A 12,329-nucleotide genomic window follows, 5' to 3' on the forward strand; every position below is an offset into this window, starting at 1 on the left:
AATGATTTAGCAGGCCTGTTAATTTTCATTGTTATAAGGGGGAAGATCGCATTGACGTGGATGTATATTGTGTGCGGAGTTCTGCTGGCGATCGCGCTAGTGACAGATTTACGAAGCATGAAAATACCTAATAAGCTTACATTGCCCGGCATAGCGGTAGGCTTGCTGTTCAATACTCTGTTCGGAGGTTGGCACGGTTTTCTATTTGCTATTGCTGGTCTTGGCACCGGCTTTGGATTCATGCTGATTTTGTACTGGATGGGAGCAATTGGTGCAGGAGATGTAAAGCTGTTCGGCTTAATTGGAGCCTGGACAGGAGCTGCTTTTGCATGGCAATCGGCTCTATATTCGATTTTTTTTGCAGGCATTATTGGTATAGGGATTTTGCTATGGAGGAGGGAAACCATCATGAGATTGCGACGCGTGGCGTTTAATTTGGGAGGATTTTTCCTGTTTCGCAGCGGCAAAGCGCTGACAAGCGGGAGAGAAGCACACCTCAGGTTTCCTTTTATGACAGCAGTTATTCCGGGAGCGGTCAGTGCTTATCTTTACTTCTTGTCATGACGTGTCCGATTCGTGAGATCATGCTACCTCAGGGAATAAGAATTTGTAAGGAGGTCATGAATTGTTTGGTTTAAGTAGGGATTTTGTTCGTAATGGCGGAACGTTTATGATACTAAACAAGGAAGGCGGGCTCAAGACCGATGATTTAAATTCTGTACAGACCCGAATGATGACTGGCAATCGGATTCCCGGTCTACTGGAACTTAGAATCAAAGAAGTCGATTTTCAGATCGAGTTACATTACGATATTTCGGGGCGACGTATGCTTTCCCAAGTATGGAAAGGTGGGAATGTGTCGATTTCTGATTTCTACCGGATTCTTTTTGAAATAGTAGATGCTCTTCATCGTAGCCCACAATATATGTTAAATATCCGCCAGTTTATTTTGCACGAGGATTACATTTTTATAAGCGGTTTAGGTACAAGGGAAAGCGTCAGTTTGACCTATGTTCCTTTGTGCAGTGTACAGTATACGGAACAAACAGGTAGTTATTTTAAGCAGATGGTTATTCGCTTGATGACTCGTGTGGCTCACCCTCAGGGAGAATCTATACAGCGCATACTCGATCTATGCGAGAGAAATGAATTTGAGTTGGGCGCGTTGAAGGAACTACTGTTGCAAGGGATGACGGCCAGTGAACAGAGCGTCGGCGGTCAGGATAAAGGTAGATCATCTGTTCATTCCTCTCATACCATACAGGGTAACGATACAGATCGTGGAGGAAGAACGTACGGGCAAGAACATCGGGAGACTCTGCAGGAAATTCAGGAGCTTAAGCGAGTCAATCGACTCAAGCAGTCCACAAAATCAGAGGAGAATGTCGAGTTAGGAGCCGACAACGAAATGGAAGATGAACAGGCGGAGCCTAAATTACAAAAATATAAAACATACATTGCTCTCGGATGTCTGCTCGCTTCGGCCATTGTTTGGCGTTATATTTATTTGGATCATCCTGAGACGGTGTCCTTGCTTATTTCAATTGTGCTGACTTCGGTACTTGTCGCTGTTGCTTATATAAGCTGGACGGGGAAATTAGAGCGCAATCGAGCTTCATCTCATTTTTATAGTGAAGCAGTACCTGTATTGGATTCGGAATGGTTAGGAACTACTCCTCCAGCACAACGAAAAAATGACCGTTATCAGGTAGATAAGCTGACTGGGTTTGTAGCGGGACGCCATCATCAAGACAAGCCATCAACTGATTCAAGTGATCAAGCACAGGAGAGCTGGCGTTGGACTTTTCCAGACTTAGAACCTAAAAGCATGGGAAGCCGAACGACGGAGGATAGAGGGAAAGTAAGTACAAATTATGACTTGCACGAGCCTTCGAGGAAAGGTTCCGCGCCGGGAAATGAATTGGACGACAGCGATACCAGCGAGGCTTATTATAAGTCCTTGTCCGGGGTAACGGAGCTACTCAATACGGTATCCAAGCAGGAAACCGTGCTGCTTCGTCCAGATCAAGACATACAGAGTCCAACTGTTCAGCACTCGCCAATTGCTTGCTTGGATCGTAAGTTACCTGGGAGTGGAGAAACCGAGCGCATACGGTTGCAGCCCGACCAATTCGTTGGAGGCAGCTTTATCATCGGTAGAGATCCGCAATTGGTCCAGTTTGTAGAGCATACGGATGGAGTTTCTCGTTCTCATATTGAGATTTGTATAGTTACAGGAGGGAAAAGCCACATTGTAAAGGATTTATCCTCGACGAACGGAACTGTGCTGAATGGAGAGCCTATGGTGCCTTATAAGGAGTATACCATGCAGGATGGAGACACTTTTAAAATCGCTGGAGTCTCTTATACTTATCGATTGGACTCTTTTAAATCCTCTAATGCATCTTGAGTAAACGTTAAATGGATATATGTTAAGAAGAGGCCTGTTATATTCTGGGCTTCTTTTTTATAAATAGAAGATTATTCATAGGCCTGAAGCAAGGCAACTCAAAGATCTCAAGTTTAATTGATAAATTATGTCTAAATCAAAAATGAACCCTAAGCTGGTAGAGATACAAAGATATTATCTATCCTCCATAGAGTTCATTTTTTAATTCAACGCTGCTTGTGAGGAGAATGAAGTTCCTCTAGCGCCTCCTTCAGTGAAGAATACTTAAACTTAAATCCGTGCTCCAGCGCTTTACGCGGTATTACCTTTTGGCCGTCTAATACAAGCGTACTCATCTCACCCAATAGCTTTTGAACTAGAAAGCCAGGAACGGGAAACCAGTGTGGACGACGATATACCTTAGCTACTGTTTTCCCAAATTGGTCGTTCGTCATAGGGTGTGGTGATGAAGCGTTCACTGCCCCGGAAATCTCTGGTGTATGAATGCAATACGAGATCAGACGAACGATATCGGCAATATGAATCCAACTCATCCATTGATGGCCGCTACCTATTTTTCCACCGAATCCGAAGACGTAAGGCATCTTCATGAGTGAGAATGCTCCTTTTTTTCTGTCCAGCACTAGGCTGATGCGTAACTTAATTAGACGGACATCGGCAGGGTAGGCATTGGCAGCTTCCTCCCATTGCTCAACCACCTGAGACAGAAAATCTTCCGAACGGCGCGGACTTTTTTCGTCAAATGTTTCGGTCAAGGAGGTACCATAGGCGGCAACAGCCGAAGCCTGAATGATAACTTTCGGTTTTTTTTGCAGAGCATTCAACGCTTGAGCCAACCGGGCAACGGAAAGCAGTCGTGATTGAAGAATTCTTTGTTTGGACTTGTCCGTCCAGCGCTGATTCAGCGTCTCACCTGCTAAATTAACGACCGCATCTGTACCTTCTAGTAATTCAGGCTTTTGTTTTAATTCGTTCCAGCTCATATACTGCAAGCGGGGGCTCGCTTCGTGTCCAACCAGCGGCTTGCGGGTAATGACTTTCACCGTATATCCGTCATCTAGCAAGCTTTTGACCAGCGCACTTCCCACCAATCCAGTTCCTCCGCATACGATGATGTTCATGGAGTCAGTTCTCCTTCCAATTCGAAAAAATAGTTCTGTTATAAAATATAACCCTTTTTGATACAAAAGCTTCATATTGAACATATCTGTGTACGCTGAGAAGGTCCATTCACGCTTTAATCTACCTACATTTCAATAACATATATTCTGATGTGCACTATGTCTGTATGTTCCATAAAGGGAGTCATTTAAAAAAAGTTGCCATAAACGCTATGTTGTTTGATTTCAATAATCACGTTAAAATGATTAAATTAAAATAAGACAAGCATAACAGGATAGGGGGATGAATCAAAATCATGCTGAAAATTGGTTCTCATGTGTCCTTCTCGGACAAGGGTCTGCTCAGCGCTACAAAAGAAGCGTCTTCTTACGGGTCCAGCTCGTTTATGATATACACGGGGGCACCTCAAAACACGCGCCGTAAGCCGATGGAGTCCATGTATTTGGAGGAAGGCAAGCAGCTAATGGCGGAAAAGGGAATGGAAGATATCGTGGTGCATGCTCCATATATCATTAATCTCGGCTCCTATAAAGAAAATACCTATGAGCTTGCAGTCAGTTTTCTACAGGAGGAAATACGGCGCACACATGCGATTGGTGTGAAAAATATCGTGCTGCATCCGGGGGCTTTTACAGATAAAGATGCAGAGTACGGAATTGGACGCATTGCTGATGGTTTGAACGAGGTACTGAACGGTGTGAAGGAGACAGATGTCAATATTGCACTTGAAACGATGGCAGGCAAGGGCACAGAAATGGGTCGTAGCTTTGAGGAAATTGCCTCCATTATAGATAAAGTAGAGCACAACGAGCGTCTAACGGTTTGTATGGATACCTGTCACATTCATGATGCGGGTTATGACATTGTCAATGATTTGGACGGTGTACTGGAGCAATTTGACCGTATTGTCGGCTTGGATCGCATCGCAGTTGTCCACATTAATGACAGCAAAAATCCAGTTGGTGCGCATAAAGACCGCCATACACCGATTGGATCGGGCTGGATTGGTTATCAGACTATTCATAACGTGGTACATCATGAAGCACTTCAGGGACGTCCGTTTATTTTGGAGACGCCGTGGATCGGGAAAGAAGCCAAAACTCAACGACCAATGTATGAGGTTGAGATTGCCTTGCTTCGCGGAAATGTAAAGGAACGCTTTGGAGATGAGTTTTTGAGTCAGGTGGAACAGCTGCATTCGTTTTTCAAAAAACAGGATGTGGATGTCCGTGAATTTGTACTGGATACCTGGACTCTGCTGAAAAATGATGCTAAAGCAAGAAAAGCAGATCCACGTGAGCCGCTGGAGCGTCTGTATGACATGATAATGGAAGCAGCACTCTTTCCAGAGATGAGCGAAGAACACATTAATCAACGGTTGATTGCCTGGTTTGCCGGTAGTCATCTGCCTGTGACGGTATAAGATAAGGGGGACTAATAGCCACATGGAAATTCACGTAAAACATCAGCCAAACAGCACTGTATCTACACATGAAAACCGTGCGCGCATGCTTGTATCTTGTCCAGATGGGCCAGGTATTGTAGCGACCGTGTCCCGCTTTTTGTACGAGCATGGGGCCAATATCGTCCAATCTGACCAATATACAATGGACCCGTCCGGCGGTATGTTTTTTATGCGGATTGAATTTGATTTGCCTAATTTGAGTGCAGCTCAGTCGCAATTGGAGCAGGACTTTGTCGCTGTTGCCGAGCAATTCCGTATGGAGTGGACGATTTCTGCGGTCAGCCGCAAGAAAAAATTGGCTATTTTCGTTTCCAAAGAAGATCACTGTTTGGTAGAATTGCTGTGGCAGTGGCAGGCAGGGGACCTGGATGCGGATATTTCACTGGTGGTTAGTAATCATCCGGATATGAAGGAGTATGTGGAATCCTTTGGCATTCCGTATCACCATATACCAGTGACAGCCGACACGAAGCCAGAGGCAGAGCGTCGTCAGCTAGAGGTCATTGGCGAAGAGATTGACGTGATCATTTTGGCCCGGTATATGCAGATTATTTCGCCTAGGTTTATTGAGCATTACCGCAACCGGATTATCAATATCCATCATTCCTTTTTACCTGCATTCGTGGGTGGCAAGCCGTATGCCCAAGCTTATAATCGCGGTGTGAAAATTATTGGTGCTACTGCGCATTATGTAACCGAAGAATTGGACGGTGGTCCGATCATTGAGCAGGACGTGCAGCGGGTGAGCCACGGAGATGATGTAAATGAGCTAAAACGGATCGGTCGCACGATTGAACGGGTCGTGTTGGCAAGAGCCGTGAAGTGGCATACAGAGGATCGTATATTGGTTCATGAGAACAAAACGGTCGTTTTTAATTGAACTTAACAATTTCAAATTCATGAAAACTTGTGAGTTTACATGTCAGATTAAACAAAGCCCAGTGCATAATGGGCTTTGTTTTTTTGTGTGGGGTAGGTATTTGCATTATATCTGGAACCTATAAAAATTTTTTTGCGATTTCTTTATTTTTTAAATGATGTTAATACATAACGGGTATATTGATATGAGGGCTGTACTACAATTCGACCATTTCGACAATCATCTTTATAAACGATCTGGCAAACTTTCACGGCAAATGGTACAATACTTAAGAATGTATAAGTCATATTGAAACATTCAAGCAGATTCACTCACTTCGATAGCCCTGTTTCTATATCGGACGGGAGCATTGGAGAGTATGACGGAATGCAATTGACATACTTTATACAATATGAGGAGGCAAACCATGACTGACCAGAATCAAGCGATTCAAAAGGATGAAAACTCCACCATTGACAATTTGTCCATCACAACGATCCGTACGTTGGCAATTGATGCCATCGAGAAAGCGAATTCGGGACACCCTGGTATGCCGATGGGCTCCGCGCCAATGGGCTACCAACTTTTTGCTAAAACAATGAACCATAACCCAAATCACCCAACATGGGTGAACCGTGACCGTTTTGTACTGTCTGCAGGACACGGTTCTATGTTGCTATACAGCCTTCTTCACCTGAGCGGATATGATCTACCTATGGAAGAGCTGAAGCAATTCCGTCAATGGGGCAGCCTTACACCGGGTCACCCTGAGTTTGGACACACTGCTGGTGTAGATGCTACAACTGGACCTCTGGGACAAGGCTTGGCAATGTCCGTAGGTATGGCTATGGCAGAAGCACAACTGGGTGCAACATATAATAAAGATGACTTTAAAGTTGTGGATCACTTCACATATGCTATTTGCGGCGATGGCGATCTAATGGAAGGTATTTCGCATGAAGCCGCTTCGTTGGCTGGTCGCCTTCAACTGGGTAAGCTGATCGTATTGTTCGATTCCAATGATATTACACTGGATGGCAAGCTTAATCTGTCCTCTTCCGAAAGTGTTGCCAAACGCTTTGAAGCATACAACTGGCAAGTGCTGCGCGTAGAAGATGGAAATGATCTTCCAGCGATCCAAAAAGCAATTGAAGAAGCACAAGCCGATTCGACACGTCCTACATTGATTGAAGTAAAAACAGTCATTGGTTACGGAAGCCCGAACAAACAAGGTAAAGGCGGACACGGTGGTACTCATGGTTCCCCGCTGGGATCAGAAGAAGCTAAACTGACTAAAGAATTCTACAAATGGGTATACGAAGAGGATTTCCATGTACCACAAGAGGTTCGCGAGCACTTTGCTAAAGTAAAAGAGCGCGGTATCGCAGCTAACAAAGCATGGGATGAACAATTTGCGAAATACAAAGCGGCTCACCCTGATTTGGCAGCTCAGTTTGAAACTGCTGTAAACGGCGATCTTCCAGAAGGTTGGGATCGTGACCTTCCGAAATACTCTACAGAAGACAAAGCGGTTTCAACTCGTGTAGCTTCTGGGAATGCACTGAACGGATTGGCTCCAAACGTTCCTTTCCTGACAGGCGGATCTGCTGACTTGGAAAGCTCCACAATGACACACTTGAACAACCTGACGAACTTTACGCCAGAAGACTACGCTGGCCGTAATATTTACTTCGGTATCCGCGAGTTCGGTATGGCTGCTGCGATGAACGGTATGGCGTTGCACCAAGGCGTAAAAGTATTCGGCGGTACATTCTTCGTATTTACAGATTATCTGCGTCCAGCCGTTCGTTTGGCAGCTCTGATGGGATTGCCTGTAACCTACGTTCTGACTCACGACAGTATTGCTGTTGGTGAAGATGGCCCGACTCATGAGCCGATCGAACAATTGGCTTCTCTGCGTATTATCCCGAACCTGACGGTCATTCGTCCGGCTGATGGTAATGAAACTTCTGCTGCTTGGGCTTACACGCTGGAAAACAAGAAAAACCCGGTTGCACTGGTATTGACTCGTCAAAACCTGCCAATCCTGGCTGCTACTGCTGAGCATGCACGCGAAGGTATCAAACGCGGTGCTTATGTGGTTGCAGATGCAGCAGACGGCAAACCGGTTGCTCAAATTCTGGCTACAGGCTCCGAAGTACAACTGGCTGTTAAAGCACAGGAAGCACTGGCAGAAGAAGGTATTCAAGTACGCGTTATCAGCTTCCCAAGCTGGGATCTGTTCGAAAAACAAGACAAAGCTTACAAAGATTCCGTTCTGCTGCCTGAAGTTAAAGCTCGTTTGGCTGTAGAAATGGCGTATCCACTGGGATGGGAAAAATATGTTGGCGACCAAGGCGACATTCTCGGTATCAGCACATTTGGCGCATCCGCACCTGGTGACCGTGTAATTAAGGAATACGGCTTTACAGTAGAGAATGTTGTTAGCCGTGTCAAAGCTTTGTTGAAATAAAACATTGGAGCATCAGCAATTAGGAAGAGTTTGTCCATAAAGCAATGATCGTGTATTGCTGGCAAACGACTTACCTGCTGTGGCAATCCATGTATCACAAACAGTCGTAACCTGAGTAAGGCTTACGGCTGTTTGTTTCATACATTTGTTTTTTGCGATAAAATGTCTTTGAATTATCAGTGGATAGAGTACGCAGATACAGTGTGTATTTTCATACTGAAGCTGGAATCCAAATTATGTTATGATGCACCATATTCATTCACCATTGAGAGCAGATGAGGGGATAACGAATGACACAGTTCGATGGAGTAAGCGTAGTTAAAAAAGCAAATGTTTATTACGATGGTCAGGTTACAAGCCGCACAGTTATCCTAGGTGATGGTAGTAAGGTAACACTGGGGATTATGTTGCCGGGAACATACGAGTTCGGTACGGATTCCCGTGAGATTATGGAGATTTTGGCAGGGGACCTGAGAGTGATGCTTCCAGGCACTGAGGAATGGCTGGAGATACATGGCACATCGACCTTCCATGTACCTGCGAAGTCTTCCTTCAAGCTGGAAGTACGAAGTGTAACGGATTATTGCTGTTCTTATCCGGAATAATGAGCTGAAAAGGGTAAGAGCACTCAAGCTACAAGCCGAGTGTTCTTACCCTAAAGCTGTGTTATAAATACAAACACACAGCAGCATGGTTACAAAGAAAAGTACAGCTTACTCAAGAGGCTGACCACCAATGGTGCGGCCAATCCATGCTTCGTATGTCTTTACAACAGCAGATAGATCCTCGTCGCCATAGCCTTGTGTTTGTCCGGCTTGAAACAAGCTTTTGGCAATGGACAACATAGGCGTAGGGATGGACAGGCTGTCTGTTAGTGAGGCAGCGAGCTTCAAATCCTTGAGCATCAGGGCAAGTGAGAATTGGTTGCTAAAATCATGTTCGATGATTTTGCGCCCTTTCAGGTCAGCGGCCTTGCTACCTGCCGATCCGAGCTGTACCAATTCTAGGAAGCTGTCTGCTGGAATGCCGGATTTAGCCGCGATGGCAAAGCCTTCAGCCAGAGCGAGGTTATTTATACCGACCATCGTATTGTGAGCGAGCTTGGCCACGGCCCCGCTACCATTTGGTCCCATATGGAGCACCTTTTTGCCCAAGGTATCAAAAACATCTGATTGCGCCGCAATCGCTTCTGCATGACCGCCGACCATGAACACGAGTGTTCCATCTACAGCGGCAGGCTTGCTGCCTGTTACGGGGGCATCAATGAAGGAGCAGCCCAGCTTGTCCGCTTCGACGGCCAATTGTTTGACCAGCTCAGGTGAAATTGTGCTGTTGTCCATCACGGTCATACCAGTCGTAAGACCAGCAAACACACCGTCCTGACCGTAATACACGTCACGTATTGATTGATCATCGCTGACCATGGTAATGACCAGGTGCTGCCCTTCGGCCGCTTCACGAGGGGTTGAAGCTGCACGTGCGCCTTGCTCTACCAAGGGCTCGCAGCGCGAAGCGGTACGATTATAAACTGTGACTTCGAATCCCTGCTTTAGCAGATTGGATGCCATCGGGGCGCCCATCGTGCCCAGTCCGATAAATCCGATGTTTTTCATTGCTAATCACCTTTCTTGTTGGAAGTTGCCGTCCGATGCAGATGCGAGTTCGGCTTGAATTGAATATTGAAACAGATTGCTCTCAGTTCATTGTAGCATGGGCATGCTACCCTATCTACAGCAGGGTCTGTCGAGGCACAGGACACACAGGTAACGCAAGCTTGTCAGGCTCAGCAAATTAAAGTATCCTATTCCTAAGTCCTTATGTTCGTATTCATGGTCTTAGTAATACCAAACAGGAGGTTCCAAACATGTCTAAAAAAGTTATTTTTGATTACACTAAAGCGCTCTCCTTTGTAGGGCAGCACGAAATTGATTATTTTGCAGAGCCCATCAAGTTGGCTCATGAGCAACTGCACAATCAAACAGGTGTAGGTTCCGATTTCTTGGGTTGGATTGACCTGCCTACCAATTATGATAAAGAAGAATTTGCACGCATCCAAAAGGCTGCTGCTAAAATTCAAAGCGATTCCGAGGTATTGATTGTAATCGGTATTGGCGGTTCTTACCTTGGAGCACGTGCTGCGATTGAAATGCTGTCGCATTCTTTCTACAATGCGCTGCCTAAAGACCAACGCAAGGGTCCAGCTATCTATTTTGCAGGCAACAACATCAGCTCTACATATGTGAATCATCTGTTGGAACTGATTGAAGGAAAAGACTTCTCTGTGAATGTCATCTCCAAATCAGGTACAACAACCGAGCCAGCTATCGCTTTCCGCGTATTCCGTGCGGCTCTGGAGAAAAAATATGGTAAAGAAGAAGCGCGCAAACGTATTTACGCTACAACGGATAAAGAACGTGGTGCTCTGAAGAAGCTCGCTAACGAGGAAGGCTATGAATCCTTCATTATTCCTGATGATGTGGGTGGCCGTTACTCCGTGCTGACAGCAGTAGGCTTGTTGCCGATTGCTACAGCAGGCATCAACATCGAAGAAATGATGCAAGGTGCAGCAGACGCTTCCAAAGAATACAGCAACCCGAATGTAGCTGAGAACGAGGCTTACCAATATGCAGCCGTTCGTAACGCTTTGTACCGCAAAGGTAAAGCAATTGAAATTCTCGTAAACTATGAGCCGTCTTTGCATTTCGTATCCGAGTGGTGGAAACAGCTGTACGGAGAAAGCGAAGGCAAGGATTATAAAGGTATTTATCCAGCTTCTGTTGACTTCTCGACAGACCTGCACTCTATGGGACAATTTATTCAGGAAGGCAGCCGTAACATTTTCGAAACGGTAATCCAAGTAGAAAATGTACCTAGTCACATCACCATCGAAGCAGATGAGGATGATCTGGATGGACTGAATTTCCTGGCAGGCAAAACAGTGGATTTTGTAAACAAAAAAGCATTCCAAGGTACATTGCTGGCTCACACAGACGGACAAGTACCAAACCTGATTGTAAATATTCCTGACTTGAGCCCTTACTCCTTTGGCTACCTTGCTTATTTCTTCGAAAAAGCTTGCGGTATCAGCGGCTACCTGTTGGGCGTAAATCCGTTCGATCAACCGGGCGTAGAAGCTTACAAAAAGAACATGTTTGCGCTGCTCGGCAAACCGGGCTTCGAAAAAGAAAAAGCTGAGCTTGAAGCGAGATTGTCTGAATAAGGGAACTATAATTTCTGATTCGAAACAGGCTTTCGGTCTGAAGCGTTATAGTGTATAGCATCAATTAAGTACAGGAAAGCAGTTCGCCAGCTGCCAGAAGCGGGGAACTGCTTTCTTGTAAAATGAAGTAAGGAAGGTTATACGTGTATGTTGGAACAATACCGAACCGTACGCGGTGCCGGCAACAAGGAAATTGTAATCCGAAAATCCCGTTTTATCGGCCATATTCAGCCTGTTCAAACTGAGGAAGAAGCAGTTGCTTTTATAGAGCGCATCAAAAAAGAGCATTGGAATGCCACCCATAATTGTTCGGCCTATATGATTGGGGAAAGAGACGAAATCCAAAAGCAATCGGATGACGGAGAACCGAGCGGGACGGCGGGTAAGCCTATTTTGGAGGTCATCCGCAATCAGAAACTGAAAAATGTCGCTATTGTGGTTACCCGTTACTTTGGCGGGATTTTGCTGGGAGCAGGCGGACTGATTCGCGCGTACTCAGATGGTGCTGTTGCAGCTATCGAGGCAGGGGATGCGATTACACGTGTGTTGCATCGTGAAGTTTTTGTGGAATTGGATTATACTTGGTTGGGCAAAGTGGAAAATGAATTACGTAATCGCAGCATCCGTACCGGAGAAACGATGTTTACGGATAAAGTTACCTTAACCTGTCTGCCGCTGGCTGGTGATGCGGAATCCTTCTGCAACTGGATAACCGACTTGACACAGGGACAATCGCTTGTGTCGGAGGGAGAGCAGCTTTACTTTATTGAAGGGGAATAA

Annotated in this window: 10 protein-coding genes; 8 read left to right on the plus strand and 2 right to left on the minus strand. The window is 45.5% G+C overall.

Annotation, left to right across the window (positions count from 1 at the left end; translation table 11 throughout):
- Positions 1-51 precede the first annotated feature (51 nt).
- A complete protein-coding gene (locus MMB75_RS07815) occupies positions 52-564 on the plus strand; it encodes an A24 family peptidase (RefSeq protein WP_013369967.1) in 513 nt (170 codons plus the stop codon).
- 61 nt (positions 565-625) lie between these two features.
- On the plus strand, positions 626-2,410 hold the full coding sequence (locus MMB75_RS07820) for a DUF6382 domain-containing protein (RefSeq protein ID WP_045244023.1): 1,785 nt from the start codon (positions 626-628) through the stop codon (positions 2,408-2,410).
- 206 nt (positions 2,411-2,616) lie between these two features.
- On the opposite strand, the gene MMB75_RS07825 is transcribed toward MMB75_RS07820, so the two are convergent.
- Positions 2,617-3,531 carry a TIGR01777 family oxidoreductase gene (locus MMB75_RS07825; protein ID WP_025364332.1) on the minus strand — a complete coding sequence of 305 codons (915 nt, stop codon included), beginning with the start codon at positions 3,529-3,531 and terminating at the stop codon, positions 2,617-2,619.
- Positions 3,532-3,827: 296 nt separating this feature from the next.
- Here MMB75_RS07825 and MMB75_RS07830 point away from each other — a divergent pair, with 296 nt between their 5' ends.
- The 4 genes from MMB75_RS07830 (at position 3,828) to ppnP (ending at position 8,934) form a co-directional block, all read left to right on the plus strand.
- Entirely contained in the window at positions 3,828-4,955 is a 1,128-nt protein-coding gene (locus tag MMB75_RS07830) for a deoxyribonuclease IV (protein WP_045244022.1), read from the plus strand.
- Between the two features lie 22 nt (positions 4,956-4,977).
- On the plus strand, positions 4,978-5,877 hold the full coding sequence (purU, locus tag MMB75_RS07835; protein ID WP_045244021.1) for a formyltetrahydrofolate deformylase: 900 nt from the start codon (positions 4,978-4,980) through the stop codon (positions 5,875-5,877).
- Between the two features lie 406 nt (positions 5,878-6,283).
- Positions 6,284-8,329 (plus strand): transketolase, encoded by a 2,046-nt coding sequence (gene tkt, locus MMB75_RS07840; RefSeq protein ID WP_016820674.1) that lies wholly within the window; start codon positions 6,284-6,286, stop codon positions 8,327-8,329.
- 290 nt (positions 8,330-8,619) lie between these two features.
- Positions 8,620-8,934 (plus strand): pyrimidine/purine nucleoside phosphorylase, encoded by a 315-nt coding sequence (gene ppnP, locus MMB75_RS07845; protein ID WP_016820673.1) that lies wholly within the window; start codon positions 8,620-8,622, stop codon positions 8,932-8,934.
- A 108-nt stretch (positions 8,935-9,042) separates the two neighbouring features.
- On the opposite strand, the gene MMB75_RS07850 is transcribed toward ppnP, so the two are convergent.
- The gene (locus MMB75_RS07850) at positions 9,043-9,942 is read right to left on the minus strand and encodes an NAD(P)-dependent oxidoreductase (RefSeq protein WP_045244020.1); all 900 of its coding nucleotides are present in this window, start codon (positions 9,940-9,942) and stop codon (positions 9,043-9,045) included.
- A gap of 251 nt (positions 9,943-10,193) precedes the next feature.
- Between MMB75_RS07850 and MMB75_RS07855 the strand changes: the two genes are divergently transcribed.
- Positions 10,194-11,549, plus strand: coding sequence for a glucose-6-phosphate isomerase (locus tag MMB75_RS07855; protein ID WP_013369975.1), 1,356 nt, complete (start codon positions 10,194-10,196; stop codon positions 11,547-11,549).
- 147 nt (positions 11,550-11,696) lie between these two features.
- Complete coding sequence (locus MMB75_RS07860; protein ID WP_013369976.1) at positions 11,697-12,329, plus strand: YigZ family protein; 633 nt, start codon at positions 11,697-11,699, stop codon at positions 12,327-12,329.

The organism is Paenibacillus sp. P2(2022) (genome assembly GCF_029522175.1).
Classification (GTDB): domain Bacteria; phylum Bacillota; class Bacilli; order Paenibacillales; family Paenibacillaceae; genus Paenibacillus; species Paenibacillus polymyxa.

What these genes read in the sequence shown, in the direction of transcription:
- MMB75_RS07830 (WP_045244022.1), top strand. Translation starts at nt 3,828, where the DNA reads ATGCTGAAAATTGGTTCTCATGTGTCCTTCTCGGACAAGGGTCTGCTC.
- MMB75_RS07825 (WP_025364332.1), bottom strand. Translation starts at nt 3,531, where the DNA reads ATGAACATCATCGTATGCGGAGGAACTGGATTGGTGGGAAGTGCGCTG.
- purU (WP_045244021.1), top strand. Translation starts at nt 4,978, where the DNA reads ATGGAAATTCACGTAAAACATCAGCCAAACAGCACTGTATCTACACAT.
- tkt (WP_016820674.1), top strand. Translation starts at nt 6,284, where the DNA reads ATGACTGACCAGAATCAAGCGATTCAAAAGGATGAAAACTCCACCATT.
- MMB75_RS07855 (WP_013369975.1), top strand. Translation starts at nt 10,194, where the DNA reads ATGTCTAAAAAAGTTATTTTTGATTACACTAAAGCGCTCTCCTTTGTA.
- ppnP (WP_016820673.1), top strand. Translation starts at nt 8,620, where the DNA reads ATGACACAGTTCGATGGAGTAAGCGTAGTTAAAAAAGCAAATGTTTAT.
- MMB75_RS07850 (WP_045244020.1), bottom strand. Translation starts at nt 9,942, where the DNA reads ATGAAAAACATCGGATTTATCGGACTGGGCACGATGGGCGCCCCGATG.
- MMB75_RS07860 (WP_013369976.1), top strand. Translation starts at nt 11,697, where the DNA reads ATGTTGGAACAATACCGAACCGTACGCGGTGCCGGCAACAAGGAAATT.